This is a genomic window from Stenotrophomonas sp. 86428_Sma, assembly GCF_056481585.1.
In genome coordinates, this window is record NZ_CM151156.1 from 2,113,563 (window position 1) to 2,140,520 (window position 26,958).

The 26,958-nt window shown below is 68.0% G+C and carries 28 protein-coding genes; 24 read left to right on the forward strand and 4 right to left on the reverse strand.

Going from position 1 to position 26,958, the window contains the following annotated elements; translation table 11 throughout:
- Positions 1–100: 100 nt before the first annotated feature.
- The 5 genes from ACZK3J_RS09790 (at position 101) to ACZK3J_RS09810 (ending at position 6,249) form a co-directional block, all read left to right on the forward strand.
- The gene (locus tag ACZK3J_RS09790; RefSeq protein ID WP_414577380.1) at positions 101–3,211 is read left to right on the forward strand and encodes a response regulator; all 3,111 of its coding nucleotides are present in this window, start codon (positions 101–103) and stop codon (positions 3,209–3,211) included.
- A complete protein-coding gene (locus ACZK3J_RS09795; protein WP_032127427.1) occupies positions 3,208–4,032 on the forward strand; it encodes a CheR family methyltransferase in 825 nt (274 codons plus the stop codon). The genes ACZK3J_RS09790 and ACZK3J_RS09795 overlap by 4 nt, the downstream gene beginning before the upstream one ends.
- A complete protein-coding gene (locus ACZK3J_RS09800) occupies positions 4,032–4,607 on the forward strand; it encodes a chemotaxis protein CheB (RefSeq protein ID WP_277779039.1) in 576 nt (191 codons plus the stop codon). The genes ACZK3J_RS09795 and ACZK3J_RS09800 overlap by 1 nt, the downstream gene beginning before the upstream one ends.
- Positions 4,604–5,737, forward strand: coding sequence for a hybrid sensor histidine kinase/response regulator (locus ACZK3J_RS09805; RefSeq protein WP_277779038.1), 1,134 nt, complete (start codon positions 4,604–4,606; stop codon positions 5,735–5,737). Before ACZK3J_RS09800 ends, ACZK3J_RS09805 begins: the two co-directional genes overlap by 4 nt.
- 83 nt (positions 5,738–5,820) lie before the next feature.
- Positions 5,821–6,249 (forward strand): BLUF domain-containing protein, encoded by a 429-nt coding sequence (locus ACZK3J_RS09810; RefSeq protein WP_032127425.1) that lies wholly within the window; start codon positions 5,821–5,823, stop codon positions 6,247–6,249.
- A 3-nt stretch (positions 6,250–6,252) separates the two neighbouring features.
- Here ACZK3J_RS09810 and ACZK3J_RS09815 read toward each other — a convergent pair whose 3' ends face one another.
- The gene (locus ACZK3J_RS09815) at positions 6,253–6,573 is read right to left on the reverse strand and encodes an ArsR/SmtB family transcription factor (protein ID WP_049398524.1); all 321 of its coding nucleotides are present in this window, start codon (positions 6,571–6,573) and stop codon (positions 6,253–6,255) included.
- A gap of 86 nt (positions 6,574–6,659) precedes the next feature.
- Here ACZK3J_RS09815 and ACZK3J_RS09820 point away from each other — a divergent pair, with 86 nt between their 5' ends.
- From ACZK3J_RS09820 to ACZK3J_RS09830, 3 genes are all read left to right on the forward strand, one after another.
- Positions 6,660–7,097 carry a YeeE/YedE family protein gene (locus ACZK3J_RS09820; RefSeq protein WP_032127423.1) on the forward strand — a complete coding sequence of 146 codons (438 nt, stop codon included), beginning with the start codon at positions 6,660–6,662 and terminating at the stop codon, positions 7,095–7,097.
- The gene (locus ACZK3J_RS09825) at positions 7,094–7,507 is read left to right on the forward strand and encodes a DUF6691 family protein (protein ID WP_414577376.1); all 414 of its coding nucleotides are present in this window, start codon (positions 7,094–7,096) and stop codon (positions 7,505–7,507) included. Before ACZK3J_RS09820 ends, ACZK3J_RS09825 begins: the two co-directional genes overlap by 4 nt.
- A 67-nt stretch (positions 7,508–7,574) precedes the next feature.
- Positions 7,575–8,627, forward strand: coding sequence for a linear amide C-N hydrolase (locus tag ACZK3J_RS09830; protein WP_032127421.1), 1,053 nt, complete (start codon positions 7,575–7,577; stop codon positions 8,625–8,627).
- Here ACZK3J_RS09830 and ACZK3J_RS09835 read toward each other — a convergent pair.
- Positions 8,624–9,403, reverse strand: coding sequence for a DUF6491 family protein (locus tag ACZK3J_RS09835; RefSeq protein WP_197655604.1), 780 nt, complete (start codon positions 9,401–9,403; stop codon positions 8,624–8,626). The genes ACZK3J_RS09830 and ACZK3J_RS09835 overlap by 4 nt on opposite strands.
- Positions 9,404–9,484: 81 nt before the next feature.
- Here ACZK3J_RS09835 and ACZK3J_RS09840 point away from each other — a divergent pair, with 81 nt between their 5' ends.
- Entirely contained in the window at positions 9,485–10,183 is a 699-nt protein-coding gene (locus tag ACZK3J_RS09840) for a helix-turn-helix domain-containing protein (protein WP_049421347.1), read from the forward strand.
- 159 nt (positions 10,184–10,342) lie between these two features.
- Positions 10,343–11,293 carry a DMT family transporter gene (locus tag ACZK3J_RS09845; RefSeq protein ID WP_049462024.1) on the forward strand — a complete coding sequence of 317 codons (951 nt, stop codon included), beginning with the start codon at positions 10,343–10,345 and terminating at the stop codon, positions 11,291–11,293.
- Between the two features lie 9 nt (positions 11,294–11,302).
- On the opposite strand, the gene ACZK3J_RS09850 is transcribed toward ACZK3J_RS09845, so the two are convergent.
- Positions 11,303–11,623 carry a hypothetical protein gene (locus ACZK3J_RS09850; protein ID WP_162292257.1) on the reverse strand — a complete coding sequence of 107 codons (321 nt, stop codon included), beginning with the start codon at positions 11,621–11,623 and terminating at the stop codon, positions 11,303–11,305.
- Between the two features lie 27 nt (positions 11,624–11,650).
- Between ACZK3J_RS09850 and thrA the strand changes: the two genes are divergently transcribed.
- Genes thrA through thrC form a run of 3 tightly spaced genes read left to right on the forward strand, consistent with a single transcriptional unit; the run spans position 11,651 to position 16,382 of the window.
- A complete protein-coding gene (gene thrA / locus ACZK3J_RS09855; RefSeq protein WP_197655605.1) occupies positions 11,651–14,155 on the forward strand; it encodes a bifunctional aspartate kinase/homoserine dehydrogenase I in 2,505 nt (834 codons plus the stop codon).
- Positions 14,152–15,066, forward strand: a complete 915-nt coding sequence (locus ACZK3J_RS09860; RefSeq protein WP_049462022.1) for a homoserine kinase — start codon at positions 14,152–14,154, stop codon at positions 15,064–15,066. Before thrA ends, ACZK3J_RS09860 begins: the two co-directional genes overlap by 4 nt.
- A 29-nt stretch (positions 15,067–15,095) precedes the next feature.
- Complete coding sequence (gene thrC, locus ACZK3J_RS09865) at positions 15,096–16,382, forward strand: threonine synthase (RefSeq protein WP_197655606.1); 1,287 nt, start codon at positions 15,096–15,098, stop codon at positions 16,380–16,382.
- 101 nt (positions 16,383–16,483) lie between these two features.
- On the opposite strand, the gene ACZK3J_RS09870 is transcribed toward thrC, so the two are convergent.
- Entirely contained in the window at positions 16,484–17,236 is a 753-nt protein-coding gene (locus tag ACZK3J_RS09870) for a Crp/Fnr family transcriptional regulator (protein WP_043397202.1), read from the reverse strand.
- Positions 17,237–17,363: 127 nt separating this feature from the next.
- Between ACZK3J_RS09870 and hisS the strand changes: the two genes are divergently transcribed.
- From hisS to hisIE, 11 genes are all read left to right on the forward strand, one after another.
- Positions 17,364–18,761 carry a histidine--tRNA ligase gene (hisS, locus tag ACZK3J_RS09875; RefSeq protein WP_478476853.1) on the forward strand — a complete coding sequence of 466 codons (1,398 nt, stop codon included), beginning with the start codon at positions 17,364–17,366 and terminating at the stop codon, positions 18,759–18,761.
- A gap of 26 nt (positions 18,762–18,787) precedes the next feature.
- On the forward strand, positions 18,788–19,054 hold the full coding sequence (locus tag ACZK3J_RS09880) for a hypothetical protein (RefSeq protein WP_065428524.1): 267 nt from the start codon (positions 18,788–18,790) through the stop codon (positions 19,052–19,054).
- Positions 19,055–19,464: 410 nt separating this feature from the next.
- Complete coding sequence (locus ACZK3J_RS09885; RefSeq protein WP_180844071.1) at positions 19,465–19,773, forward strand: YerC/YecD family TrpR-related protein; 309 nt, start codon at positions 19,465–19,467, stop codon at positions 19,771–19,773.
- 34 nt (positions 19,774–19,807) lie between these two features.
- Positions 19,808–20,719: an ATP phosphoribosyltransferase gene (gene hisG / locus ACZK3J_RS09890; RefSeq protein WP_277779034.1), complete on the forward strand. Its 912-nt coding sequence runs from the start codon at positions 19,808–19,810 to the stop codon at positions 20,717–20,719.
- Entirely contained in the window at positions 20,716–22,011 is a 1,296-nt protein-coding gene (hisD, locus tag ACZK3J_RS09895; RefSeq protein WP_197655609.1) for a histidinol dehydrogenase, read from the forward strand. Before hisG ends, hisD begins: the two co-directional genes overlap by 4 nt.
- A complete protein-coding gene (gene hisC / locus ACZK3J_RS09900; protein WP_197655610.1) occupies positions 22,008–23,102 on the forward strand; it encodes a histidinol-phosphate transaminase in 1,095 nt (364 codons plus the stop codon). The genes hisD and hisC overlap by 4 nt, the downstream gene beginning before the upstream one ends.
- Positions 23,099–24,172, forward strand: coding sequence for a bifunctional histidinol-phosphatase/imidazoleglycerol-phosphate dehydratase HisB (hisB, locus tag ACZK3J_RS09905; protein ID WP_262220690.1), 1,074 nt, complete (start codon positions 23,099–23,101; stop codon positions 24,170–24,172). Before hisC ends, hisB begins: the two co-directional genes overlap by 4 nt.
- Positions 24,169–24,771, forward strand: coding sequence for an imidazole glycerol phosphate synthase subunit HisH (gene hisH, locus ACZK3J_RS09910; RefSeq protein WP_008268504.1), 603 nt, complete (start codon positions 24,169–24,171; stop codon positions 24,769–24,771). The genes hisB and hisH overlap by 4 nt, the downstream gene beginning before the upstream one ends.
- On the forward strand, positions 24,768–25,502 hold the full coding sequence (gene hisA / locus ACZK3J_RS09915; RefSeq protein WP_049462016.1) for a 1-(5-phosphoribosyl)-5-[(5-phosphoribosylamino)methylideneamino]imidazole-4-carboxamide isomerase: 735 nt from the start codon (positions 24,768–24,770) through the stop codon (positions 25,500–25,502). The genes hisH and hisA overlap by 4 nt, the downstream gene beginning before the upstream one ends.
- Positions 25,496–26,272: an imidazole glycerol phosphate synthase subunit HisF gene (gene hisF / locus ACZK3J_RS09920; protein WP_012480036.1), complete on the forward strand. Its 777-nt coding sequence runs from the start codon at positions 25,496–25,498 to the stop codon at positions 26,270–26,272. Before hisA ends, hisF begins: the two co-directional genes overlap by 7 nt.
- Complete coding sequence (gene hisIE / locus ACZK3J_RS09925; RefSeq protein ID WP_049462015.1) at positions 26,262–26,882, forward strand: bifunctional phosphoribosyl-AMP cyclohydrolase/phosphoribosyl-ATP diphosphatase HisIE; 621 nt, start codon at positions 26,262–26,264, stop codon at positions 26,880–26,882. The genes hisF and hisIE overlap by 11 nt, the downstream gene beginning before the upstream one ends.
- Positions 26,883–26,958 lie beyond the last annotated feature (76 nt).

The following is a 26,958-nucleotide window of genomic DNA, read 5'->3' on the forward strand; positions in this document are numbered from 1 at the left end:
TGAAGGAGGCGTGGAGGCGGGACACGTGCCAATGGTCCTGTGCGGCTGAATACGACACGGAGTACCATCACCCACCCTTTGTGCTCTGGAACCGACCTGCATGCGTCCTGGTGCGACTACGCGTGACCGCTGGATCTGGATGACCTCCGCCGTACTGCTGGCAGCGACCATTGCGTTGGAACTGGTGGTTCCGCTGGGCTACGCCGTCTGGCTGGCGTACTTCCTCGCTGTCGGCGTCACGCTGTTCCAGCGCAGTGCACGCGCGCCGTTCATCGTGGCCGTCGTCGCCTGCATCCTGTTGATCATCGGCTACAACGTTGCCCCGGCCAGCTCCAACTCGGCGTTCTCGTTCGTCAACCGCAGCATTGGCGGGTGTGCGTTCCTGATGATCGCGCTGATCGTCTCCCGCGCCATCCAGGCGCGGCGCGACGCGATGCGCGCGCTGTGGCTGCAGGAGGCCGAGAACGCGGTGGCGATGAGCCTGCGCGGTGACCTGGGTCCGGAGCAGATCGCCGAGGCGGCGGCAACCAGCCTGGGGGCCAAGCTGCAGGCCGACGTCGCCGCCGTCTACCGCCTGGAAGGCGGGCGACTGCAGCTGACCGGCGGCCTGGCGTTGCCGTCCGGTATGCCGGCGTCGCTGGCATTGCAGGAGGGCGTGGCCGGGCAGGTGGCACGCGACGAACGCATCCGCCACCTGCATGGGGGGGATGATGCGGTGCTTGAGCTGCAGACCAGCCTGGGGCGGTTGCCGGTGCGCGAGCGCATCCTGGCGCCGATCAGCAGCGATGGTGTGGTGGTGGGCATCATTGAACTGGGACGCACCCGCGCCGGCGAACAGGATCGACTCGATGTCGAGCTGCTGGAGCGCTGTGCCGAGACCATCGGCATGGCGCTGCGTGCATCGCTGCTGCGCGCACAACTGGTGGTACTGCTGGAGGAATCCCAGCGCCAGGGTGAGGAGCTGCAGGCCCAGCAGGAAGAGCTGCGCGTGGCCAATGAGGAGCTGGAAGAGCAGAGCCGCAGCCTGCAGCACTCGCAGAGCCATCTGGAAGAGCAGCAGGCCGAGCTGGAACAGAGCAACGTTCAGCTGGAGGAGCGCACCCACGAGCTGGAGGCGCAGAAGCAGGCGCTGCTGGTCGCGCAGAGCCAGCTGGTGCGCAACAGCAACGAACTGGCCGCCACCTCGCGCTACAAGTCCGAGTTCCTGGCCAACATGTCGCATGAACTGCGCACGCCGCTGAACAGCTCGCTGATCCTGGCCAAGCTGCTGGCCGACAACAAGGACGGCACGCTCACCGAAGAACAGGTGAAGTATGCGCGCGCGATCCTGTCGTCCAACAACGATCTGCTGGCACTGATCAATGACATCCTGGACCTGTCGCGCATCGAGGCCGGCCACGTCGAGCTGGCCGATGAAGTGGTGGTGACGGGCAGCGTACTGCAGCGCCTGCGCGAGACCTTCGAGCCGATGGCGCGGCAGAAGGGCCTGGCCCTGCAGATCGAGGCCGATGCGCTGGCCCCCAGCCAGCTGGTGGTCGACAGCCAGCGCCTGCAGCAGATCCTGAAGAACCTGCTGGCCAATGCGGTGAAGTTCACCGAGCATGGGAAGGTCAGCCTGCACGTGCGTGCGGGCGGTCAAGGACGCATCCGTTTCGAGGTCTGCGACAGCGGTATCGGCATTGCCCGCGAGCAGCTGCAGGTCATCTTCGAAGCCTTCCGCCAGGCCGATGGCAGCACCCGCCGCCGCTACGGTGGCACCGGCCTGGGCCTGTCGATCTCGCGCGATCTGGCCGAGCGCATGGGTGGCAGCATCCAGGTCGACAGTGAACCGGGTCGCGGCAGCTGCTTCATCCTGGAACTGCCGTTGCAGGGCGCGCCGGTTTCGGAACCGGGCGAAGTGCCTGCCGCCGCCTCAATAGCGCCTGCGCCGCAGCCTGCGCCGCCGATCGCTGCGCGTACCCCTGTCGCACCGACCGTTGCATCCGTGGCGCCCGTCACCGCCAGCGTGGCCGATGACCGCGGCCGTCGCCAACGCGCCGGCCGCTTGATCCTGGCCGTCGAGGACGACGCCACCTTCGCCGAAGCGCTTGTGGCCCTGGCCCATGAACTGGACTTCGACTGCGTGGTGGCCGGGACTGCCGAAGAGGCACTGACCCTGGCCAGCGAACTGCGCCCCAACGGCATCCTGCTCGATATCGGCCTGCCGGACGTGTCCGGCCTGAGCGTGCTGGAGCGCCTGAAGCGCAACCCCGATACCCGGCATATCCCGGTGCACGTGGTTTCGGCGATGGACCGCAGCCAGGTGGCGCGCGAGCTGGGTGCGATTGGTTTCGCGATCAAGCCGACCACGCGCGAGCGGCTGGTGACGGCCATCGAACAGCTGGAACAAACCAGCCAGCGCGACGTGCGGCGCCTGCTGATCGTCGAGGACGACAGCGAGCTGCGCCACAACCTGGAACTGTTGCTGGGCCGTGATCAGCTGCAGATCGTTGCAGTGGGAACGCTGGCCGGCGCGCTGGAGCAGCTCAGCACGGTCACCTTCGACTGCATGGTGATGGACCTGTCGCTGCCCGACGGCAGCGGCTACGACCTGCTCGAGCACATGGCTGGCAACGATGATGTCGGCTTCCCGCCGGTGATCGTCTATACCGGTCGCGCGCTCGGCCGCGAGGAAGAGCAGCGCCTGCGCCGCTATTCGAAGAGCATCATCATCAAGGGCGCGCGTTCGCCCGAACGCCTGCTGGATGAGGTCACCCTGTTCCTGCACAGCGTGGAAGCCAGCCTGCCCACCGACCAGCAGCGCCTGCTGCGCGAGGCCCGCCGTCGCGACACCGTGCTCGATGGCCGTACTGTTTTGCTGGCCGAGGATGACGTGCGCAACATCTTCGCGCTGTCCAGCGTGCTTGAGCCGCTGGGCGTGACGCTGGAGATCGCGCGCAACGGCCAGGAAGCGGTGGATCGCCTGGCCGAGCGCGAGGTCGACCTGGTGCTGATGGACATCATGATGCCGGAGAAGGACGGCCTGGCCGCGATGCGCGAGATCCGCGCGCAACGTCACCTGCAGGACCTGCCGATCATCGCGCTGACGGCCAAGGCCATGCCCGATGACCGCGAGCGGTGCCTGCAGGCCGGTGCCAACGACTACATCGCCAAACCCATCGACGTCGACAAGCTGGTCTCGCTGTGCCGGGTCTGGTGCTCGCGGCAATGAACGAACAGGCGTTGTTCGACCTGGAGTTGAAGGTTCTTCTGGAGGCGCTGTACCAGCGCTACCACTACGATTTCCGCAGCTATGCGGTGTCGTCGCTGCGCCGGCGCATGCGCCAGGCGATGCAGCGCTATGAGTGCGAACGGCTGGTCGACCTGCAGTACCGGCTGCTGCACGAGCCGGAGCTGTTCGCCCAGGCCATGCAGTTCTTCACCGTGCAGGTCTCGGAGATGTTCCGTGATCCAGCGTATTTCCGTGAACTGCGCGAGCAGGTGGTGCCGGTACTGCGCACCTATCCCTCGGTGAAGCTGTGGGTGGCCGGTTGCAGCACCGGTGAGGAAGTGTGGTCGCTGGCGATCCTCCTGCATGAGGAAGGCCTGCTTGATCGCAGCATCGTCTATGCCACCGACATCAATCCGGCCGCGTTGGCCACCGCCGAGGCGGGCGCCTATGGCATCGACCGGATGGCCCAGTTCAGCCGCAACTACCTGGCGGCCGGTGGCACGGCGTCGCTGTCCGACTACTACGCCACGGCCTACGACGGCGCGGTGTTCGACCGCCAGTTGCGTCGCAACGTGGTGTTCGCCGACCACAGCCTGGCCACCGATACCGTGTTCTCCGAAGTGCACCTGGTGTCGTGCCGCAACGTGCTGATCTATTTCAACCGCGACCTGCAGGACCGCGCGGTCGGCCTGTTCCGTGAGGCGCTGGTGCATCGAGGCTTCCTCGGTCTTGGCAGCAAGGAATCGCTGCAGTTCGGATGCCACCATGACGCCTTCGAGGTCTGTTCGCGCGAGCATCGCCTGTACCGGAAGGTGGCCTGATGGCGCTGCCGGCGCGTCCTGCCGTGCTGGTGATCGGCGCGTCTGCCGGTGGCGTGGCGGCCCTGCAGGCGGTACTCGGTGCGCTGCCGGCGACGCTGCAGGTGCCGGTACTGGCCGTGCTGCACCTGCCGCGTGACCGCACCAGCCGCATCGCCGAGGTGCTGGCGCCGTACTGCGCGCTGCCGGTGCGTGAAGCCGAGGACAAGCAACCGCTGCGGCCGGGCACGGTGACGTTCGCGCCGCCGGATTACCACCTGCTGGTGGAGGACGAGGGGGCGGTGGCGTTGTCGGTGGATGCGCCGGTGCTGTTCTCCCGTCCGGCCATCGATCCACTGTTCGACTCCGCTGCTGCGGTGTTCGGAGGGCAGGTATTGGCCCTGCTGCTGACCGGTGCCAGCAGTGATGGAAGCGAGGGCGTTGCCGCCGTGCGCCGTGCCGGTGGCCGTGCTTGGCTGCAATGCCCCGAGGAAGCCGAGGCGTCGATGATGCCGGCCTCCGCCCTGCAGTACGCCGGCGCCGATGCCGTGCTGCCCCTTGAACTGATGTGTCGTCGCCTGAAGGAGTTGTTTGCATGAACCTGCTGCCACCGGACCCTGCGCAGTCGCAGTCCCCGGTCAACCTGCTGATCGTCGATGACGTGCCGCAGAACCTGGTGGCCATGCAGGCGCTGCTGCAGCGCGAGGGCGTGAATCTGCTGCTGGCCGGTTCCGGCGCGCAGGCGCTGGAGCTGCTGCTCGAGCACGAGGTGGCACTGGCCCTGCTGGACGTGCACATGCCGGAGATCGATGGCTTCACCCTGGCCGAACTGATGCGCGGTTCGCATCGCAGCCGCGACGTGCCGATCATCTTCCTGACCGCCTCCCCGGATGATCCCCTGCGCGTGTTCAAGGGCTACGAGAGCGGTGCGGTCGATTTCCTGCACAAGCCGGTAGCGCCGCAGGTGATCCTGAGCAAGGTCAACGTCTTCATCGAGCTGTACCAGCAGCGGCAGCTGCTGAAGGCGCGCAACGAGGCGCTGGAACGCGCGCTCAAGCTCAACGAAACAATGGCGGCGGTGCTGACCCACGATCTGCGCACGCCGCTGTCGGCCATCCTGCTGTGTGCGGACAAGCTGGCGCTGGAGCTGCCGGAGGACAATACGGGGGCACAGCAGACGCTGCAGTTCCTGGAGGCCAGCACCCTGCGCATGGCGCGCATGGTCGAACAGCTGCTGGACTTCTCGCGGATCCGCAGCGGTGGCCTGCGCCTGCAGGCCAGTGCCTGCGATCTGGCCGACGTGACCCGCGCAGTGGTGGCCGAAGCGGGCAGCGCGCATGGCGCGGACCGGATCCATCTGGACATGCACGGCGATACGCGGCTGCAGGGCGATCTGGACCGTCTCGGCCAGGTTGCCGCCAATCTGGTCGGCAACGCGCTCACCCATGGCAGCGAGGCGAGGGTGGAGGTGGACGGGCGCGATCCGCGCAGCGTGATGCTGCGGGTCAGCAATGCCGGCCGGATCGACGACGCGCTGCTGCCGCGGCTGTTCGAACCGTTCAAGGCCAGCTTCCACCAGAGCAAGGGCCTGGGGCTGGGCCTGTACATCGTCGATCAGTTCGTGCGCGCGCACGGAGGGCGCATCGCAGCGCGCAACGAGGCCGGGCAGGTGGTGTTCGAAGCCCTGCTGCCGAGACGCGCAGAAGGGCTGCCTGCAGCGGCAAACTGAATTCTTCAGGAAACATCCACGGGCACTGAGACGGACTCGTCCGCAACTGCTACCGTGGGTGTACATCTTGTCAAGGAAGCACCATGCCACTGCGTGCCATCGCCTACGTCAGCCAGGCGTTGCCGGATCTTTCCGCTGAACGGTTGCAGGCGCTGGTCGACGATGCCGCCCGCTTCAACAAGATGGCGGGCGTGACCGGTGTGCTGCTGCATGACGGCGGGCGATTCCTGCAGTACATCGAGGGGCCGCCGGACGGTATCGATTCGGTGTACGAGCGCATCCTGCAGGCCGGCAGCCATGTCGACATCATCGAGCTGGCGCGCGGCCGCCTGGGCCAGCGTCAGTTTCCGTACTGGTCGATGCGCGCGTTGCCGGTGGATGCGGCGCTGCTGCGCCAGCTGTCGGCCAGCGACTGGTCGGGTTTCAGCCGGGCGCTGGAAGGTGATCGTTCGGCGCCGACCCCGGTGGATCTGCTCGACAACGTCGTGCAGCCTGCCCTGCACGCCGGCTGAGCGTCAACGCGAAGTGCCGCCGCAGTAGGCGGCATGCAGCGCCTGCAGCACGCCCAGTGCGGGCCCTTCAATCACGCGGTAGTGGATGGCCTGCGCTTCGCGACGCGTCGCGACGATATCCAGTTCGCGCAGCACCGCCAGATGCTGTGACAGCGCTGATGCGCTGAGTCCGGTCAGTGCCTGCAGTTCCGGCACTGGTGCCTCACCTTCGACCAGGCGGCACAGCACGCGCAGGCGCGCAGGATGGGCCAGGCTTTTGAGGAGGGCTGCAGCCTCGGCGGCGTGTTCGGCCATGGCGGCGCTGTCGAGCGGGGTGCGGGCCATGGTTGACCTTTTTGTTTAGAAGTGTCTAATTTAGATAAGTCTAAATCAAAGGGCAATCCCATGAGCGGCGTGAAAGAGGGCAGGGCATGAACCTGCCATGGACTGCGGTGGCTGGCGGAGCGCTGATCGGCGCCGCCGCGGTGTTGCTGCTCGCCACTGTCGGGCGCGTGGCGGGTATCAGCGGGATCGCTGCGGGCAGCCTGCGCGCAGCGGAAGGCGAGCGTGGCTGGCGCTGGGCATTCCTGCTGGGGCTGCTCGCAGCAGCGGGGCTGGTGCTGTGGTGGCAGTCGCTGCCCGAGGCCTCGCCACGTGTGCTGCTGCGCGATGCCTTGCCCGCCTGGCAGTTGATCGGCGCTGGCCTGCTGGTGGGCTTCGGCACGCGCCTGGGGAGTGGTTGTACCAGTGGTCATGGCGTCTGTGGCATGGCCCGCGGCTCGAAGCGCTCGCTGCTGGCAGTGCTGGTGTTCATGGCCTGCGCGATGCTGACCACGTTCCTGGTCCGTCACGGCGGAGGCCTGGCATGAGCCGCGCGGTCGTGGCCGCCGCGGTGGCAGGTGCGCTGTTTGGCGCGGGGCTTGCGCTCTCGGGGATGACCGACGCGCGTCGGGTACTCGGCTTCCTCGATGTGGCCGGTGATTTTGATCCGACGTTGATGTGGGTGCTGGGCTCGGCACTGCTGGTCAGTGCCGTCGGGCAGCGTTGGGTGCTGCGACGCGCGCAGCCGTGGTTCGCACTGCGCTTCCAGCTACCCAATGCACGTGATGTCGATGCTCGCCTGCTGCTGGGCGCTGCACTGTTCGGTATCGGCTGGGGATGGGCTGGTTACTGCCCCGGACCGGCCATCGCCGGGCTGGCCGTCGCATCGCGTGAAGCGCTGTGGTTCGTGCCTGCCATGGTGGCGGGCTTCTGGCTGCACGATCGCTTCGTGCGCTGAGGCTTCACCCCTGTGTCACCATGGATCGGGTCAGATCGACGGACCACGGGGAAAGGAGCGTAACGGCATGGCACGGATGAAGTGGAAGGGAAAGGCAATGCTGGCCATGGCGCTGGCATCTGCGATCACGCCGGCACTGGCCTGCACGCGTGCGGTGTATCGGGGCGACAACGGCGATGTGATCACCGCGCGCTCGATGGACTGGAAGGTCGATGTGGCGACCAACCTCTACGTGTTGCCGCGTGGCATCGCACGCACCGGCCTGGCCGGTCCGAAATCGCTGGCCTGGACTGCGCGCTACGGCAGCGTGGTGGCCACCGGCTACGACGTGTCGACCACCGATGGCATGAACGAGAAGGGCCTGGTGGCCAACCTGCTGTGGCTGGTGGAATCGGAGTATCCGCAGCAGCGTGGCAACAAGCCGGGACTGGCGATCTCGCTGTGGGCGCAGTATGTGCTGGACAATTTCGCCACCGTGGACGAGGCGGTCGCGGCGCTCAAGCGTGAGCCGTACTCGATCGTCACCGACAAGGTGCCGGGCGAAGACCGCCAGGCGACGCTGCACCTGTCGCTGTCCGATGCCACCGGCGACAGCGCCATCGTCGAGTACATCGGCGGTCGCCAGGTGATTCACCATGACCGCCGCTATCAGGTGATGACCAACTCGCCGATCTTCGAGCAGCAGCTGGCCCTCAACAGTTACTGGCAGCAGATCGGTGGCACGGTGATGCTGCCGGGCACCAACCGCTCCGCCGATCGTTTCGCGCGCGCCTCGTTCTACATCAACGCCATTCCCAAGGCCGAAGATCCGGTGGAGGCGCTGGCCAGTGTGTTCAGCGTGATCCGCAATGCGTCGGTGCCGTATGGCATCACCACGCCGGGTGAGCCGAACATCTCATCCACGCGCTGGCGCACGGTGGCTGATCACAAGCGGCGGCTGTACTTCTTCGAGTCGGCGTTGACCCCGAACACCTTCTGGGTCGATCTGAACAAGGTCGATTTCGGCGGCCAGGTGCTCAAGCTCGATCTTGGCAAGGACCAGCGCAATACCTTTGCCGGCGATGCACTGGGCCAGTTCGTGCCCAGCGCACCGTTCACCTTCCTGGGCGTCGACGGTTAGTTCGATGCCTGGTTGGAGGCCGGGTAGACCGCCTGGATCGCGCAGCTGCCGCGGGTGTACTGCGGCAGCGGGGCGATGCTTTCACCGCGCAGATCGTCTGTCTCGAACTCGGCAGTCATGATCCGATCGCCGGGATTGCCACAGATCAGGCCGTTCTGCAGGCCCGAGTGGAAGCTCAGCTGCGGCGCTCGGTCGAGCTGGCGGCAGTGGCTGCCGAGTTCGACCCGGTAGTAGCGGTGGCCGCCATTGCGGCGAGGATTGGTCTCCACCAGCATGCCCTGCGGGTCGGACGACCACGCGCGGACGTTGCGGGTGGCAAAGCAGTACGACGGTGAGCCGCCGAAGCTGCGGCGGATGTCCTTGCGCTCGCGGATGGTCACGGCGGGCAGGGTGGCCGTGCGCAGGCGGTCGCTGTCGCGGGCGACGCTGGCGTAGTCGCGATCCTGCAGCGGGGTGACCGCACTGACGGCACAGCGGCGGCCGTCGACCACGACGCGTTCGCTGGGGCGACCACAGGCCCAGCCGGCAGGTGCTTCCAGCTTCAGCGAGGTGGCACCGCGGACGCCGGGACAATCTCCGTTGAAGTCGATCCGATAGGCCTGACCGGAGGCGGCGCGCAGTGCGATCGAGCGCGGTGATGCCTGCTCCACTTCCTGTACGCCGACCGCGTCCATGCAGTGCGGGGCCGGTGGCGTACGCTCCTGTGCGGAGACCGAAGCTGCGAGCGCCAGGCCGAGGCTGGTGGCGAGCACCAGTGACACCTGCCGATGGGCCATGTCCTGCACTCCCTGCGTTGGATGACGGATCGACTATAGCAGCGGTTTGCACGGCCGTTGCCACACGCGCACACTGCGCGGATGGGCGCCATCTTCCATCTGCGGCACTACGGCCAGGCCACCGGCCTGGACCGCCATGACTACGCGCAGTGGGTGCTGCCGCTGCAGGGCGAACTGCACTTCGAGATGGAAGGCCGCGGTGGTCGCCTCGACCTGCTGCAGGGGGTTTTCGTTGCGGCCGGCGAAGCGCATGACCAGATGGCCGATGGCCCGAACGGTTTCGTGATCGTCGATTGTCCTCCCGGCGTGCTTGATGACGGCACGCAGGAGCATCTGTGCCGGCAGCGCTGGCTGCACCTGCCGCATGCGCTGCGACAACGCCTGGCGGGCGTGCAGGACGGGCAGCCGATGCCGGCCCTGCTGCCGCAGCTGCTGCAGGTGTTTGCACCGGCCGGCAGTGGCGCGCGCATGCAGGGACTGTGTGCGGCAGTGCAGGCCGATCCGGGCCAGGCGTGGCCGGTGGCGCGCATGGCCGCGTCTGTCGGGGTCAGCGAGAGCCGGTTGCACGCGCTGTTCCAGCGTGAGTTCGGGCTCAGCCCCCAGGCATGGCTCAGTACAAGCCGGTTGCGCTGGGCCAAGCACCAGCTGCGCACCAGCACGGCGCCGATCAGTGATATCGCGCTGGCCGCAGGCTATTCCGAGCAGAGCGCACTGACCCGCGCGCTGCGCCGTGAGTGTGGGCAGACCCCCGCCGCGTGGCGCAGGAACGCCGGACTGTAGCGTCGAGCCATGCTCGACGGCTTCTGCACCGGCCACCTCGCGAACGGCAGTCGAGCATGGCTCGACGCTACAAAGGCGGGAGGGCAGTAGCCTCGGTCAAGAGCGCCCAGCGGCCAGCGCTTACACTGCGCGGCCTGTTCCTCCCCCCGAAGAACCCGAATGCGCAACAACCCGATGGCCCTGGGCATCGCCAATGGCGTTGCCGCTGGCGCGCTGTGGGGCGTGGTCTTCCTCGCGCCCGCCGTGCTGCAGTCGTTCAATGCCCTGCAACTGTCGGCCGGCCGCTATCTGGTCTACGGTCTGATCGCCGTAGCCCTGCTGCTGCCGCGCTGGAAGCGGCTGGCACCACGGCTGGGCCGCGCCGAGTGGATCGGCCTGTTGTGGCTGAGCCTGGCCGGGAACCTGGTGTATTTCCTGCTGCTGGCGACGGCGGTGCAGTGGGCTGGCGGTGCGGCGGCGTCCTTGATCGTCGGCCTGATTCCGGTGGTGGTGACCCTGGTCGGTGTGCGCGAGCAGGGCGCGGTGCCGCTGAAGCAGCTGCTGCCGGCACTGGGCCTGTGCGTGCTGGGCGTGGCACTGGTTGGCTGGGAAGCACTGATGTCTGAGCACCTCGCGACACCGTGGCGGCAGCGCCTGATCGGCCTGCTGTGCGCGTTCGGCGCGCTGTTCTCGTGGGCGTTGTACTCGATCGGCAACAGCCGCTGGCTGGCGCGCCGACCGGATCTGTCCAGCCACGACTGGTCGCTGCTGACCGGTGTCACCACCGGCGGCCTGGCTCTACTGCTGGTGCCGATGGCCTTCATCGGCCACACCGGCGGGCACACGGCGGCGCAGTGGAGTGGTTTCTGGGCGATCAGCGCGGGTGTGGCGGTGGTCGCCTCGATCCTTGGCAATGCGTTCTGGAACCGTGCCAGCCGCCTGCTGCCGCTGACCCTGACCGGCCAGATGATCGTGTTCGAGACCCTGTTCGCGTTGCTCTACGCATTCGCCTGGCAGCAGCGCTGGCCCTCGCTGCTCGAAGCGCTGGCGATCGTGTTCCTGGTGGCCGGCGTCATGCTGTGCGCGCATGCGCATCGCACGCCCCGCGCGATCGCCGAACATGCCGGCTGAATGTGGCCGTCAAGCATACTGATGGCCGCTTTGTCTCAGATGCAACCAAATGTCGGCACGTTGGCCGATGATCGCGGCAACGACTTTTTGCACCGCAGCACTTGACAGCGGCCCGGCGCACGGTGTTTTCTGTGCGTCATGGTTCTTGATGCCGCCCACGCCAGCCTGATCGCCCCCGCTACTGCGGGCCGTTCGACTGCGCCGGTCGCCACCACCACCATTACCACCACCACCGTCACCACTGCCCTGGTGCGGCCCGTCGTCTTCGTGTAACTCCCGAAAACCACGGCCCCGCACCATACAGGTGGCGGGGAAACTCGACACCTGCATGCGACGGGGCCTCCTACCGAGGTCTGCATGTCTTCCCACGCCCCCGCTCATCCCGTTGCCCCGGCCGATCTGGCTGCACCGTCCATCGTCGTGCACAAGTTCGGCGGCACCTCGGTGGCCGATGCCGAACGCTACCGCCATGTTGCCGGCCTGCTGCTGGCCCGCCCCGAATCGCTGCAGGTCACTGTCGTCTCGGCGATGAAGGGCGTCACCGACGCACTGATCGATCTGGCCCAGCTGGCAGCCAAGGGGGACGACGGCTGGCGCGAGGCCTGGCATGCGCTGCGCGCGCGCCATCGTGGCGCCGCTGTGGCGCTGCTGGGCGAGCAGGTGGGCGAGACCGTCGAATGGATCGACGCCCGCTTCGATCAACTGGCCGACGTGCTGGCAGCGTTGGCGGTGATCGGCGAGCTGCCAGGCGAAGTACTCGACCGCGTGCAGGGCCTGGGCGAAGTGTTTTCCGCGCAGCTGCTCGGCACGCACCTGCAGGCGCTGGGCGCAGACTGTGCAGTGCTGGATGCGCGCGACGTACTGGTGGTGGGGCATGGCGAACTGGGCGTGGATGTCGACTGGGAAGCCAGTGCCGACCGCCTCGCCAAGTGGCGCCTGCAGCATCCGCAGCCACGCCTGGTCGCCACCGGCTTCGTCGCCCGTGACCGTCATGACCGCATCACCACGCTCGGCCGCAACGGCAGCGATTACTCCGGCGCGATCTTCGCCGCGCTGTTCAACGCCGATGAACTGCACATCTGGACCGATGTCGACGGCGTGCTGTCGGCCGACCCGCGGCTGGTGCCCGAGGCGGTGCAGTTGGAGTCGCTGAGCTACGACGAGGCCTGCGAGCTGGCTTATTTCGGCGCCAAGGTGGTGCACCCGCAGACGATGTCGCCAGCGATCCGCCTCGGCCTGCCGATCTTCATCCGCAATACCTTCCAGCCGGCGCATCCGGGGACGCGCATCAGCGCCGAGCGCTCGCCGCGCGGGCCGGTGAAGGGCCTGACCCTGAGCCCCGGCTTGGCCCTGCTGAACCTGGAAGGCACCGGGCTGATCGGTGTGCCCGGTACCGCCGAGCGTGTGTTTGCCGCCCTGCGCCAGGCGCAGGTGTCGGTGGTGATGATCTCGCAGGGGTCGTCGGAACATTCGATCTGCTGTGTGGTGCGTGCTGCTGAAGCCGGCCGTGGCCGCGAAGCGCTGCTGCATGCGTTCGCGCATGAGCTGTCGGTGGGCCAGGTGCAACGCGTGCAGGTCAGTGAGGGCGTCAGCGTGCTGGCCGCGGTCGGTGACGGCATGGCCGGCCAGCCCGGTGTGGCCGCACGTCTGTTCGAGGCGCTGGGCCGTGCGCAGGTGAACATCCTGGCGATCGCGCAGGGCTCGTCCGAACGCAACATTTCTGTGGCGGTGGATAGTGCCGATGCCACCCGCGCCCTGCGCGCCGCGCATGCCGGCTTCTGGCTGTCGCCGCAGACCTTTGCGGTCGGTGTGATCGGGCCGGGCAACGTCGGTGCCGCACTGCTGGACCAGTTGCTTGCCGCACGCCCGCAGCTGCTGGCCAAGGCCAATGTGGATCTGCGCCTGCGCGCGCTGGCCTCGCGTTCGCGCATGCGCCTGGAAGTGGATGGCCTGCACGCCGACTGGCGGGAGGCCTTGCGCGAAGCGGGCGAGTCCAGCGATCTGGATCGCTTCACCGAACACCTGCTGGCCGCGCACCTGCCGCATGCGGTGGTGATCGACTGCAGTGGCAGTGCCGAGGTGGCCGAGCGCTATGAGGGCTGGCTGGCGGCCGGCATCCACGTGGTTACCCCCAACAAACAGGCCGGCGCCGGGCCGCTGCCGCGCTACCAGCGCATCCGCGCCGCTGCGGCGGCCAGTGGTGCACGCTTCCGCTACGAGGCCACGGTCGGCGCGGGCCTACCGGTGATCACCACGCTGCGTGACCTGGTCGATACCGGTGACGAGGTGCTGGCGATTGAAGGCATCTTCTCCGGCACGCTGGCCTGGCTGTTCAACCGCTTCGATGGCAGCCAGCCGTTCTCGCAGCTGGTCGCGCAGGCGCGGTCGATGGGCTACACCGAGCCGGACCCGCGCGATGATCTTTCGGGTGTGGATGTGGCGCGCAAGCTGGTGATCCTCGCCCGCGAAGCCGGCCACGCGCTCAGCTTGGAACAGGTACAGGTGGAAAGCCTGGTGCCGGCGCTGCTGCGCGAGGGCAGCGTGGATGACTTCATGGCGCGGCTGGGCGAGTCCGACGCCAGCCTGCTGCAGCGCCTGCAGGATGCGCGGGCGCGGGGGGCGGTGCTGCGCTATGTGGCACGGCTGGGTGCCGACGGCGCCTCGGTCGGCCTGCAGGAACTGCCGGCCGATCATGCCTTCGCCAACCTGCGGCTGACCGACAACGTGGTCCAGTTCCGCACCCGTCGTTACTGTGACAATCCGCTGGTGGTGCAGGGGCCGGGCGCCGGCCCGGAAGTCACCGCGGCGGGTGTGTTTGCCGACCTGCTGCGGGTCGCGGCCGGTGAAGGAGCGCGCCTGTGATCGCACGTGCGTTCGCGCCTGCCTCGGTGGCCAACGTGGCGGTGGGCTTCGATATTCTCGGCCATGCCATTGCCGGCATTGGCGATACCGTGAGCGTGCGCCGCATCGATGAGCCGCTGGTGCGCATCGAGGCGATCCGCGGCAGTGCCATTGAGTTGCCGCTGGATGCGGCTGGAAACACTGCGGGTGCAGCGTTGATGTCGCTGCGCGCAGGGCTGGGCCTGGACTTCGGTTTCGCGGTGGAGATCGACAAGGGCATTCCGTTCGGTTCCGGCATGGGCGGTTCGGCAGCGTCGAGTGTTGCGGCGCTGGTCGCCGCCAACGCGCTGCTGGATGTGCCGCTGTCGCGCGAGGCGTTGTATCCGTTTGCGCTGGATGGCGAGGCGGTGGCCAGTGGTGGCCGCCACGGTGACAACGTGGGGCCGCTGCTGCTGGGTGGTCTTGCGCTGTGCACGGCCGACCGGCTGCTGCCGATTCCGGTGCCGGCTACCTGGCACAGCCTGCTGGTGCATCCGCATGCGGTGCTGGAAACACGCCGCGCACGCCAGGCCCTGCAGGGCAGCTATGCGCTGGGCGAGTTCGTGGCGCAGAGCGCGAACCTCGCACTGGTGCTCAGTGGTTGCCATCGCAGCGATGCCGCACTGGTGCGCGCGGGACTGCGCGACGTGCTGGTGGAGCCGCGCCGGGCCGGATTGATTGCCGGCTTCGAAGCCGCCCGTGATGCGGCGCTGTCGGCCAATGCAATGGGCGCGGGCATTTCCGGTGCCGGTCCCAGCGTGTTCGCCTGGTTCGAGGATGCCGACCAGGCGCGTGCCGCCGCCACACCGGTGCAGGCGGCATTCGCCGCCGCAGGTTTTGACAGCGATGCCTGGGTGTCACCGCTGGATGCACCGGGAGCCCGCTTGTGCTGAATCCTACCCCTTTACTGGATACCGAACCCATGCAATTTGTTTCGACCCGCGGCCAGTCTCCGGCCGTTGGCCTCAGCGCGGCGATCGCCGCCGGATTGGCGCCCGATGGCGGGCTGTATGTTCCGCAGATGCTGTCGGCGCCACGCGAGCTGCAGGCCGGGCCGACCCTGGCCGATACCGCCGCCGATCTGCTGGCACCGTTCTTCGCTGGTGATGCACTTGAGGCTGCGCTTCCGGCGATCTGCCGCGAAGCGTTCGACTTCCCGGTGCCGCTGCGTGCGCTCGGAGACGGTGACCACGTGCTGGAGCTGTTCCATGGGCCAACGGCGGCGTTCAAGGATATCGGCGCGCGCTTCCTGGCCGGCACGCTGTCGCGGCTGCAGGCCGGTAAGGACCGCGATCTGACGATCGTCGTCGCCACGTCCGGCGATACCGGTGCCGCCGTTGCGGCGGCCTTCCATCGCCAGCCCGGCGTGCGCGTGGTGGTGCTGTATCCGGATGGCCGCGTATCTCCGCGCCAGGCGCACCAGCTCGGTTGTTTCGGCGACAACATCCAGGCGCTGCGTGTGGCGGGCGCATTCGACGATTGCCAGGCGATGGTCAAGCAGGCACTGGCTGACCGCGAACTGCAGGCGCAGGTGCCGTTGAGCTCGGCCAACAGCATCAGCCTGGGCCGACTGCTACCGCAGATGAGCTATTACGCGCATGCGGCGTTGAGCCACTACGCGGCGCATCGTCGCCGGCTCAATCTGGTGGTGCCGACCGGCAACCTGGGCAATGCGATGGCGGCCGTGCTGGCGCGCGCGCTGGGCGTGCCGATCGGTCAGATCGTGCTGGCCACCAATGCCAATGCTGTGCTGCCGGCGTACTTCAATGGCGGCGAGTACCAGCCGCAGGCCAGTGTGGCGACGGTGGCCAATGCAATGGACGTGGGTGCGCCGAGCAACTTCGAGCGACTGCGCTGGCTCTACCACGGCGACGACGCGGAACTGCGTGCTGCGTTCCGTGCGTTCGCGGTGGATGACGTGACCATCCGCGCGACGATTGCGGCGGCGCATGCCAGCAATGGCGAGCTGTTCTGCCCGCACACGGCGACCGCGGTGAAGGTGCTGCAGGACCTGCGTGCTCGCGGTGCCAAGGGCGACTGGGCGGTGGTGGCCACGGCGCATCCGGCCAAGTTCGAGGCCGTGGTCGAGCCGCTGATCGGCGAAACGGTGGCGGTGCCGCCTGCGCTGGATGCGTTGCTGCAGCGGCCGGCGCACGCCGAACCGTTGGCGGCCGATTACGCGGCATTACGTGAGGTACTGCTGCGCTGAGCGGAGAGGGACGCGGTTGCCGGCCAGCGGCCGGCACTACCCGTGCTGCGTTATCTGGTAGTGCCGGCCGCTGGCCGGCAACCCCATGAACCGTGATGCGGTCAGATCAACCCTTCACCGGCCAGCGTACGCAGCCCATCCTCGTCGAGGATCTCCACCACGTTCAGGTGGGGCAGGGCGATCAGCCCCTGCTGGCGCAGCTTGGTGAAGGTACGGCTGACCGTTTCCATGGTCAGGCCCAGATGGTCGGCGATATCGCCGCGGCCCATCGGCAGCGATACGCGCAGGCCGTCGCCGCCCAGCTTGGCCTCGCGCGCGGCCAGGCGCAGCAGGAAATCAGCCAGCTTCTCGGCCGGCTGCAGGCGCGCCAGTGCCAGCGCGGCGTCCTGCGCGGCATCCAGTTCCTGGCAGGCACGCTGCAGCAGCTTGCGCTCCAGGTGCGGGAAACGGCTGCGCAGTGCCTTCATCTGTGGCAGCGCGACGCGGCAGACGCGGCTGTCGGCGATGGCCTCGATGTCGTAGCGATGGTGGTCGCTGCCGCTCAGGCCCAGATAGTCGCCGGGCAGCACGAAGCCGTTGATCTGACGGCGGCCGTCGGCCAGGGTGCGCACCAGGCGCAGTGCGCCGCCGGTCAATGTATAGACATGGTCGCGCTCTTCACCGGTGCGGGCCAGCGTGCTGCCCATGCTGACCTGCTGCGAGACGGTGACCTGCTCCAGCGCCTGCACTTCATCGGGCGACAGCGCCGAGCACACCGCAAGGTGGCGAACCGAGCAGTGCAGGCAGTCCAGCGTGGCGCAGGACGGCGAGGCGGGATCGTTGGTGGCGGGCGGAGCGCCGGAAGGCCGTGACATGTTGCGGGGGGCGTATCGCGGGCGGGGAGGGCCTTATGATACTTCAAGCGGCCGTTCGACCCTGCCCGTGGCGGGGGCGCTAGAATGTCGCCCCCTCCCACGTCCCGTTCCAGCAGGAGTTCCGCCCGTGATCAAGCCCCGTACCCCGCCCGGCACCCTTGAACTGCTGCCGCGCGAGCAGATTGCGTTCCAGCGCATGCTGGACGTCATCCGCCGCCACTACGAGCGCTTCGGGTTCCTGCCGGTGGAGACGCCGGTGTTCGAGCTGTCCGACGTGCTGCTGACCAAGTCCGGTGGCGAGACCGAGCGCCAGGTGTACTTCGTGCAGTCCACCGGGGCGCTGGCGAACGCGGCCGAGTCGGGCGATCGCTCGCTGCCGGAAATGGCGCTGCGCTTCGACCTGACCGTGCCGCTGGCGCGCTACGTGGCCGAGCACGAACACGAACTGACCTTCCCGTTCCGCCGCTACCAGATGCAGCGCGTCTACCGCGGCGAGCGCGCCCAGCGCGGCCGGTTCCGCGAGTTCTACCAGTGCGACATCGATGTGATCGGCAAGGACAGCCTGAGCGTGCGGTACGACGCCGAAGTGCTGGCGGTCATCCATGCGGTGTTCTCGGAACTGCGCATCGGTGACTTCAGCATCCAGCTGAACAACCGCAAGCTGATGCGCGGCTTCTTTGAAAGCCTGGGTGTGGCCGAGGGTGAGCGCCAGCTGGCGGTGCTGCGCGAAGTGGACAAGCTGGACAAGCGCGGCGCCGATTATGTGCGCGAGACGCTGGTGGGCGAGGGCTTCAACATCCCGGCAGAACAGGTCGAGAAGATCCTGGCGTTCGTCGCCGTGCGTTCGCAGGGCCATGCCGATGCGCTGGCGCAGCTGGCCACGCTGGAAGCCGACGCCGGTTCTTCGGAGATCCTGCGTACCGGCGTCGCCGAACTGCGCGAAGTGCTGCAGCTGGTGCAGGCGCTGGGCGTGCCGGAAACCGCGTATTGCCTGAACTTCTCCATTGCGCGCGGCCTGGATTACTACACCGGTACCGTCTACGAGACCACGCTGACCGACCACCCGCAGATCGGCTCGATCTGCTCGGGCGGCCGTTACGAAGACCTGGCCAGTCACTACAGCAAGTCCAAGCTGCCGGGTGTGGGTATCTCCATCGGCCTGTCGCGCCTGTTCTGGCAGCTGCGTGAGGCCGGCTTGATCGACGGCATCGAAGCCAGCAGCGTACAGGCGCTGGTGGCGCTGATGGACGAGCAGGGCATGCCGCAGTCGCTGGACATCGCGCGCCGCCTGCGTGCCGGTGGCATCAACACCGAAGTGCAGATGGAGCCGAAGAAGATCGGCAAGCAGTTCCAGTACGCGGCCAAGGCTGGCATCCGCTTCGTGGTCTTGGCGGGTGAGGATGAACTGGCGCGCGGCGTGGTGGCAGTGAAGGACCTGCTGCGCGAACAGCAGTTCGAAGTCTCCCGCGACGAGCTGGCCAGCACCCTGCTGGTGGAGCTGGAGCAGTCCAAGGCGATGGTGTGAAGCCTGCCGCCGCAGGAGTGCTGAGCGTGCTCCTGCTGGCGGGCTGCCAGAGCGACCCGGCGCTGCACAGCACGCGGATCGGGCCGGCGCAGTACCGGCTGGCGGTTGATCGCTGCCATGCGATCGACCGCGCACAGCTGGAGGACGATCTGCAGGCCCTGGCCTCGCGGACGTGCCGGGCGGGAGCGGGGGCGTTGGAGAACATCCAGTCCCTGCCGAGCCGGCAGGGCAGCCTGTTCGGCGAATGCCTGCGGCGCGGAGCGCTGCAGGCCGAGGTGCGCTGTCTGCCCTGAGTCGGGCCAGGTTGTTGATTTGAAAGCAGAACGCCCACCCTTTGGTGGGCGTTCTGCGTTTCTGGACGAAGCGCAGTCGAGCATGGCTCGACTCCACAAAAGCCGTTCTCGATCACTTTCCCAGCGAGATCCAGCAGATCGCGGCCAACTGTCGAAGGCGGGGAGGGTCCGGTGGCAGGGGTGTGAGCGGCATGGATGCCGCGACCAAGCCCCCATGGATGGGTTAACGGCGTCCCCTGCCACCGGACCCTCCCCGCCAACGCTCAGCAAATCAGCATTTGCTTTTGCTCTGGCTCTTGGCGGGTGCAGGGCAGCAGCCCTGCCGCCCCCTCAACCCTCGATTTGACGCACTGCGCAAGAATGCGCTAATGTACTAGCGCGCTATTACATTGATGCATGGATACGACCCCGTGAAAGCCCGCCCCGAAATTGCCGCCAAAGACCCGAAGGCCGACCTGGAAGCCCTGGCCCAGGCCTTTGCCGCCCTGCGCGAGCCGGAACAGGTCGAAGCCTTCCTGCGTGATCTGTGCACCCCGGCCGAGCTGGAAGCCATGGCCGACCGCTGGAAGGTGGTGCCGCTGCTGCAGCAGGGCGTGCCGTACCGCGAGATCCACGAGCGCACCGGCGTCAGCGTGACCACCACCGGACGGGTGGCACGCACGCTCGAGCATGGCCATCAAGGCTATGCCGCCGCCATCGACCGCCTTGCTTCGCGCTGATCCGCGCCCCGTTCCGAACTTCGAGACATCCCCCATGAGTGCAACCCAGGCAGCGCCGGCACGAGACCGGCTGCGTATCGCCATCCAGAAGAGTGGCCGGCTGGCCGAACCCGCGCGCAACCTGCTCAGCGCCTGCGGCCTGAGCTGGCGCGAGAGCCGCGACAAGCTGTTCTGCTACGGCGAATCGCTGCCGGTGGACCTGCTGCTGGTGCGCGACGACGACATCCCCGGCCTGATCGCCGACGGCGTCTGCGATCTCGGCATCGTCGGCCGCAACGAGCTGGACGAACAGGCCGCCGCGCGGCGCCAGATCGGTCTGCCGGATGCCTACCAGGCATTGCGCGGGCTGGGCTTCGGCCAGTGCCGGCTGATGCTGGCGGTGCCCGAGGAATGGCAGTGGCAGGGTCCGGCGCAGCTGGCCGGCACCCGCATCGCCACCAGCTACCCGGCCATCCTCAAGCAGTGGCTGGCCGAGCAGGGCGTGGACGCACAGGTGGTCGAGCTGTCCGGTTCGGTGGAAATCGCCCCGCGCCTGGGCACCGCCGACCTGATCTGCGATCTGGTGTCCAGCGGCGCCACCCTGCGCGCCAATCAGCTGACCGCGGTGCACAACCTGCTCGACAGCGAGGCGGTGCTGGCCGGCGCGGTGCGCGTGCCGGATGATGCACGTGCATCGCTGCGCACGATGCTGCTGCGCCGCCTCGACGGCGTGGTGCAGCGCCAGGACCGCAAGCTGCTGATGTTCCGTGCCAGCGAGGACCGCGTTGACGCGCTGGCGCAGCTGCTGGCCGATGCCGAGCCGCTGGTGCGGTTGCCGGCCGATGGCGGTGCGCTGCGCCTGCAGACCATGTGCCCCGGGCCGTTGAGTTGGCAGCGCATGGAAGAACTCGAGCGCGCCGGTGCGCAGGGCCTGATGGTACTGAGCGTGGAGCGGTCGCTGGCATGAACCGTCTGATCTGGTCCCGACTTGATGAGGCCGCGCGCAGCGCGGCATTGACCCGCCCGGTGCAGACCGTGGCGCAGCAGACCCGTGACGCGGTGGCGGCCCTGATTGCACAGGTGCGCGCGCAGGGCGACGACGCATTGCGTGCGATTACTGCACGTTTCGACCGTGTCGAGCTGGCCTCGTTTGAAGTTTCCGAAGCCGAATTCGCCGCTGCTGAAGCGGCCGTGCCCGCCGAACTGCGCCAGGCGATGGTGGACGCCGCCGAACGCATCGCGCGCTTCCACGCCGCCGGCATGGGCAAAGGCTATGCAGTTGAAACCGCCCCGGGCGTGGTCTGCGAACGCATGCTGCGCCCGATCGGCCGGGTGGGCCTGTATGTGCCGGCCGGCAGCGCGCCACTGCCGTCCACCGCGTTGATGCTGGGCGTTCCGGCGCAGTTGGCCGGTTGCCCGCAGGTGGTGCTGTGCACGCCGCCGCGCGCCGACGGCAGCGCCGATCCGGCAGTGCTGGTAGCCGCGCGGCTGACCGGCGTGCAGCGCGTGTTCAAGCTGGGCGGCGCGCAGGCGATCGCCGCGATGGCCTATGGCACGGCCAGCATTCCGGCCTGCGACAAGCTGTTCGGGCCCGGCAACAGCTTCGTCACCGAAGCCAAGCAGCAGGTCGCACAGGATGGCGCGGCCGCCATCGACATGCCGGCCGGTCCCTCCGAAGTGCTGGTGATCGCCGATGCTGGCGCCAATCCGGCCTTCGTCGCCGCCGACTTGCTGTCGCAGGCCGAGCACGGTCCGGATTCGCAGGTGCTGCTGCTGACCGATGATGCCGCGATGCTGGCGGCGGTTGAAGCCGAGGTGGAGCGCCAGGTGGCTCTGCTGCCGCGCCAGCAGATCGCGCGCCAGGCGCTGTCGGCGTCGCGCCTGATCCAGGTCGATTCGCTGGCCGAGGCGTTCGCGATCAGTAACCGCTACGCGCCCGAGCACCTGATCCTGGCCCTGCGTGATCCGCGCGCGTGGCTGGACAAGGTGCAGGCGGCCGGCTCGGTGTTCCTGGGCGATTACACCCCCGAAGCGCTGGGCGACTACTGCAGCGGCACCAATCACGTGCTGCCCACTGCGGGTGCCGCGCGTGCCTACAGCGGCGTCAGCGTGGCCAGCTTCCAGAACCTGATCAGCGTGCAGAGCGCCAGCGCTGCCGGCCTGGCGGCAATCGGCGGCTGCGCACGCGTCATCGCCAGCGCCGAAGGGCTGGATGCGCACGAGCGTGCAGTGGCCCTGCGCATGGAGGCCGCCGCATGAGCGCCGCCATTGATGAAGTGCTGGCGCTGGTGCGCCCGGATCTGCAGGCCTTCGCCGGCTACAGCTCGGCGCGCAGCGCGGCGGTGCAGGGCGAGGTCTGGTTGAACGCCAACGAGTCGGCCTGGGCCAATCCGGCTGATGCGGCGGGCAACAGCCGGCGCTATCCGGAACCACAGCCGCTGGCGTTGCGTGAGGGCCTGGCGGCGCTGTACGGCGTGACGCCGCCGCAGCTGCTTATCGGCCGTGGCAGCGACGAAGCCATTGATCTGCTGGTGCGCGCGCTGTGCGTGCCGGGCCGCGATGGCGTGCTGGTCACGCCGCCGGTGTTCGGCATGTATGCGGTCTGCGCGCGCCTGCAGGGGGCTGCACTGATTGAGGTGCCTCTGGTGGACAGCGAAGATGGCCTGCGCGCCGATCTGGATGCGGTGATCGACACCGCCAGGGCACGCAATGCCACGCTGGTGTTCCTGTGCGCACCGTCGAACCCGGCCGGCAGTGACATCGCCCTGGACGAGATCGAGCGCGTGGCCACTGCTCTGCGTGGGCAGGCGCTGGTAGTGGTGGACGAGGCCTATGTCGAGTACGCACAGCGCCCGTCGGCGACCACGTTGCTGGCCACGCACGCTAATCTGGCAGTGCTGCGCACGTTGTCGAAGGCGCACGCACTTGCGGCCGCGCGCATCGGCACCCTGATCGCCGCGCCGGAACTGATTGCCGTACTGCGGCGCTGCCAGGCGCCGTACCCGGTGCCGACCCCGTGCGCCGAGCTGGCCGTGCAGGCGCTGCAGCCGGCCGCACTGGCACGTACCGCCGAGCGCGTGGCCACGGTCATCGCCGAGCGCGAACGCCTGTTCGCTGCGCTGCCGGACCTGCCTGGCGTTCGTCGCGTGTACCGCTCGTCCGGCAACTACCTGCTGGTCCGCTTCGCTGATGCGCAGGCAGCGTTCGACACCTTGCTGGATGCCGGTGTGGTGGTGCGCGACCAGCGCGCCGCGCCGCAGCTGGGTGATGCACTGCGCATCAGTATCGGCAGCCCCGAAGAGAATGACCGCGTGCTTGCGGCCCTGTCGGCGCGGAGGGCCGCAGCATGACACCGATCCTGTTCATCGACCGCGACGGCACCCTCATTGAAGAACCGGCCGACTTCCAGATCGATGCTTACGAGAAACTGCGCTTCGTGCCGCAGGTGATCCCGGCGCTGCTGAAGCTGCGCGATGCCGGCTACCAGTTCGTGATCGTCACCAATCAGGATGGCCTCGGCAGCGACAGCTACCCGCGCGCTAGCTTCGATGGCCCCAACGACCTGATGCTGCAGATCTTCGAAAGCCAGGGCATCACCTTCCGTGACGTGCTGATCGACTGCAGCTGGCCGCAGGACAAGGCGCCGACCCGCAAGCCGGGCATCGGCTTGATGACAGGCTACCTGCAGGACCGCAGCATCGACTGGGCGCGCTCGGGCATGGTCGGCGACCGCATCACCGACCTGCAGTTCGCCGAGAATCTCAACATCCGCGGTTTCCAGCTGCGCACCGAGCAGTTCGGTGGCGAGTGGGACTGGCCGGGCATCGCCCACGCGCTGGCCGATGCGCCGCGCACCGCCGTGGTCCAACGCAACACCAAGGAGACGAAGATCCGCGTTGAACTGGATCTGGACCGTGCCGGTGATGCGCGCATCGCCACCGGGCTGCCGTTCTTCGATCACATGCTGGAACAGATCGGCAAGCACGGCGGGTTCGCGCTGGACATCCAGGCCGAGGGCGACCTGCACATCGACGAGCACCACACCATCGAGGACACCGGGCTGGCGCTGGGTCAGGCCCTGCGCGAGGCGCTGGGCGACAAGCGTGGCATCGGCCGCTACGGCTTCACCCTGCCGATGGACGAGACCCTGGCCAGCGCTGCGCTGGATTTCAGCGGCCGCCCCTATTTCGTGTTCGAGGGCGAGTTCAAGCGCGAGCGCGTGGGCGACATGCCGACCGAGCTGGTGCCGCACTTCTTCCGTTCGCTGTGCGACGCCAGCGGCCTGAACCTCAACCTGCAGGTGCGCGGCGACAACGACCACCACAAGGTCGAGGCCTGCTTCAAGGCACTGGCGCGCGCGCTGCGCCCGGCATTGGCCCGCCAGGGCAGGGCACTGCCGAGCACCAAGGGGGCGCTGTGAGCGACGTTGCGCTGATCGACGCCGGCGGTGCCAACCTGGGCTCGGTGCGCTACGCATTGGAGCGCCTGGGCGCGACGGTGCGGCTGGTGCGCGATGCGGACGGTCTGGTCGGTGCGCAGCGGGTGATCCTGCCCGGCGTCGGCGCCGCTGGTCCCGGCATGCAGCGCCTGCATGCGCAGGGCCTGGTGGAACCGCTGCAGCGACTGGAGGTGCCGCTGATGGGCATCTGCCTCGGCATGCAGCTGCTGTTCGAGCGGTCCGAGGAGGCCGGCGTCGAGACACTGGGATTGATTCCGGGCGTGGTGCGCAAGCTGGTACCGGCCTGTGGCATCCGTGTGCCGCACATGGGCTGGAACCGCCTGCTCCCGCTGCGCGAATCGCTGCTGCTGCAAGGCGTGCCGGAGCGCGCCAGCGCCTACTTCGTGCACAGCTATGCGGCGCCACTCAATACCCACACTGTTGCTGCCTGCGACCACGGTGGCCTGTTCACTGCCGTGGTGGAGCAGGGGCGTTACTACGGCGCACAGTTCCACCCCGAGCGCTCCGGTGAGACCGGTTCGCTGATGCTGCGCAACTTCCTCGAGGGCACTGCTGCATGAGTTTCATCGTCTACCCCGCGCTGGATATCCGCGACGGCCGCGTGGTGCGGTTGCGCCAGGGTGACTACGCGCAGGAAACCTCGTATGGCGACGATCCGCTGCCGCGTGCACAGGCCTTCGCTGCGCAGGGCGCGCAGTGGATGCATCTGGTCGACCTGGACGCCGCACGCGCCGGTGGCTACACGTTGGCACCGCTGCTGTCGTCGATCCGCGCGCAGACCAGGTTGCAGGTGCAGACCGGTGGTGGCGTGCGTGGCCGTGACGATGTGGCGCGCATCCTCGATGCCGGCGCTGGCCGCGTGGTGGTCGGCTCACTGGCGGTGCGTCGTCCGGATGAAGTGGTCGGGTGGCTGGAGGAGTTCGGCGCCGAGCGCGTCACCATCGCGCTGGATGCCCGTCAGGACGCGCAGGGCCAATGGCAGCTGCCGGTGCATGGCTGGACAGAGAACGCCGGGGTGACCCTGGATGATCTGGCCCAGCGCTATGCGCGTGCCGGCATGCGCCACCTGCTGTGTACCGACATCGCCCGCGACGGCATGCTGGCCGGGCCCAACATCAGCCTCTACCAGCACCTGTCGGCGCTGCTGCCGGGCGTGGCCGTGCAGGCCTCCGGCGGTATCCGTGACGTGGCCGATGTGACAGAAGCCCGTGCCGCCGGCTGCGGTGGCGCGATCCTCGGCAAGGCGCTGCTGGAGCAGCGCATGGACCTGGCGGAGGCGCTGGCATGTTGAGCCGTCGCATCATTCCGTGCCTGGACGTGCGCGACGGCCGCGTGGTCAAGGGTGTGCGCTTCCGCGACCACGTCGACATGGGCGACATCGCCGAACTGGCCCAGCGGTATCGCGACCAGGGGGCGGACGAGCTGGTGTTCTATGACATCGGCGCCAGCCCCGAGGCGCGTTCAGTCGACGTCGCCTGGATCGAGCGCATCGCACGCCTGATCGATATTCCGTTCTGCGTGGCCGGTGGCATCGACAGCGTGGAAACTGCGCGCCGCGTGCTGTTCGCCGGTGCCGACAAGGTGTCGATCAATTCGCCGGCGCTGGGCCGCCCGGAACTGATCACCGAGCTGGCAGACGAGTTTGGCGTGCAATGCGTGGTGGTCGGTGTCGATTCGGTGCGCGAGACTGATGGCCAGTGGCGGGTACGCCGTTTCAGTGGTGACCCGGACAAGACCCAGGCGGTGCCGCTGCGCACGCTGGACTGGATCGTCGAAGCACAACGGCGTGGCGCAGGCGAGATCGTGCTGAACTGCATGGACAGCGATGGCGTACGCCGTGGCTACGATGTCGTGCAGCTGCAGCAGGCGCGGGCCCTGTGCCAGGTGCCGCTGATCGCCTCGGGCGGTGCCGGCGCGATGGAGCACTTCGCCGAGGCCTTCGACCAGGCCGACGTCGACGGCGCGTTGGCGGCCAGTGTGTTCCACAGCGGCGCCATCGCCATTCCAGAATTGAAGCGCTACCTGCGCGGACAGCAGATCGAGGTGCGGGATGTCTATTGAAGTGAGGCCGTCGCTGGATGCGCTGCAGGCGCTGGACTGGGGCAAGGGCGACGGCCTGCTGCCGGCGGTGGTGCAGGATGCCGACACCCTGCAGGTGCTGATGCTGGGCTATGTCAGTGCCGATTCGCTGGCGGCCACGCTGGCCATCGGTCACATGACCTTCTTCAGCCGCAGCAAGCAGCGGTTGTGGACCAAGGGCGAGCAGTCCGGCAACGTGCTGGTGGTGCAGTCGATCAGCGTCGACTGTGATGCCGACACCCTGCTGGTGATTGCACGCCCGGCCGGGCCAACCTGCCACACCGGTGCCGAGAGCTGTTTCGACGGGGCACCGAAGGATTTCCTGGGCGGGCTGGGCCAGCTGGTGGCGATGCGTGAGGTACAGCGCCCGCCAGGCAGCTACACCACCAGCCTGTTCGAGGGCGGCATCCGCCGCATCGCGCAGAAGGTGGGCGAGGAGGGCGTGGAGACGGCGCTGGCGGCGGTGGCACAGGACGACGAGGCGTTGCTGGGCGAGGCCTCGGACCTGCTGTACCACCTGCTGGTGCTGCTGCGCGCGCGCGGGTTGTCGCTGGATGATGCGCGGGCGGTGCTGGAAAAACGCCATCGTTGAGCTGCGGTAGTGCCGGCCGCTGGCCGGCAACTCATGCTCGCCTGGCATCTGAGGGCTGCCGGCCAGCGGCCGGCAC

Coding starts and splice junctions, on each gene's coding strand:
- ACZK3J_RS09790 (WP_414577380.1), top strand. CDS start 101: ATGCGTCCTGGTGCGACTACGCGTGACCGCTGGATCTGGATGACCTCC.
- hisG (WP_277779034.1), top strand. CDS start 19,808: ATGAGTGCAACCCAGGCAGCGCCGGCACGAGACCGGCTGCGTATCGCC.
- ACZK3J_RS09810 (WP_032127425.1), top strand. CDS start 5,821: ATGCCACTGCGTGCCATCGCCTACGTCAGCCAGGCGTTGCCGGATCTT.
- hisA (WP_049462016.1), top strand. CDS start 24,768: ATGAGTTTCATCGTCTACCCCGCGCTGGATATCCGCGACGGCCGCGTG.
- hisIE (WP_049462015.1), top strand. CDS start 26,262: ATGTCTATTGAAGTGAGGCCGTCGCTGGATGCGCTGCAGGCGCTGGAC.
- ACZK3J_RS09870 (WP_043397202.1), bottom strand. CDS start 17,236: ATGTCACGGCCTTCCGGCGCTCCGCCCGCCACCAACGATCCCGCCTCG.
- ACZK3J_RS09825 (WP_414577376.1), top strand. CDS start 7,094: ATGAGCCGCGCGGTCGTGGCCGCCGCGGTGGCAGGTGCGCTGTTTGGC.
- thrC (WP_197655606.1), top strand. CDS start 15,096: ATGCAATTTGTTTCGACCCGCGGCCAGTCTCCGGCCGTTGGCCTCAGC.
- ACZK3J_RS09815 (WP_049398524.1), bottom strand. CDS start 6,573: ATGGCCCGCACCCCGCTCGACAGCGCCGCCATGGCCGAACACGCCGCC.
- ACZK3J_RS09835 (WP_197655604.1), bottom strand. CDS start 9,403: ATGGCCCATCGGCAGGTGTCACTGGTGCTCGCCACCAGCCTCGGCCTG.
- hisC (WP_197655610.1), top strand. CDS start 22,008: ATGAGCGCCGCCATTGATGAAGTGCTGGCGCTGGTGCGCCCGGATCTG.
- ACZK3J_RS09830 (WP_032127421.1), top strand. CDS start 7,575: ATGGCACGGATGAAGTGGAAGGGAAAGGCAATGCTGGCCATGGCGCTG.
- hisF (WP_012480036.1), top strand. CDS start 25,496: ATGTTGAGCCGTCGCATCATTCCGTGCCTGGACGTGCGCGACGGCCGC.
- hisB (WP_262220690.1), top strand. CDS start 23,099: ATGACACCGATCCTGTTCATCGACCGCGACGGCACCCTCATTGAAGAA.
- ACZK3J_RS09795 (WP_032127427.1), top strand. CDS start 3,208: ATGAACGAACAGGCGTTGTTCGACCTGGAGTTGAAGGTTCTTCTGGAG.
- thrA (WP_197655605.1), top strand. CDS start 11,651: ATGTCTTCCCACGCCCCCGCTCATCCCGTTGCCCCGGCCGATCTGGCT.
- ACZK3J_RS09845 (WP_049462024.1), top strand. CDS start 10,343: ATGCGCAACAACCCGATGGCCCTGGGCATCGCCAATGGCGTTGCCGCT.
- hisD (WP_197655609.1), top strand. CDS start 20,716: ATGAACCGTCTGATCTGGTCCCGACTTGATGAGGCCGCGCGCAGCGCG.
- ACZK3J_RS09820 (WP_032127423.1), top strand. CDS start 6,660: ATGAACCTGCCATGGACTGCGGTGGCTGGCGGAGCGCTGATCGGCGCC.
- ACZK3J_RS09840 (WP_049421347.1), top strand. CDS start 9,485: ATGGGCGCCATCTTCCATCTGCGGCACTACGGCCAGGCCACCGGCCTG.
- ACZK3J_RS09850 (WP_162292257.1), bottom strand. CDS start 11,623: ATGCAGGTGTCGAGTTTCCCCGCCACCTGTATGGTGCGGGGCCGTGGT.
- ACZK3J_RS09800 (WP_277779039.1), top strand. CDS start 4,032: ATGGCGCTGCCGGCGCGTCCTGCCGTGCTGGTGATCGGCGCGTCTGCC.
- ACZK3J_RS09805 (WP_277779038.1), top strand. CDS start 4,604: ATGAACCTGCTGCCACCGGACCCTGCGCAGTCGCAGTCCCCGGTCAAC.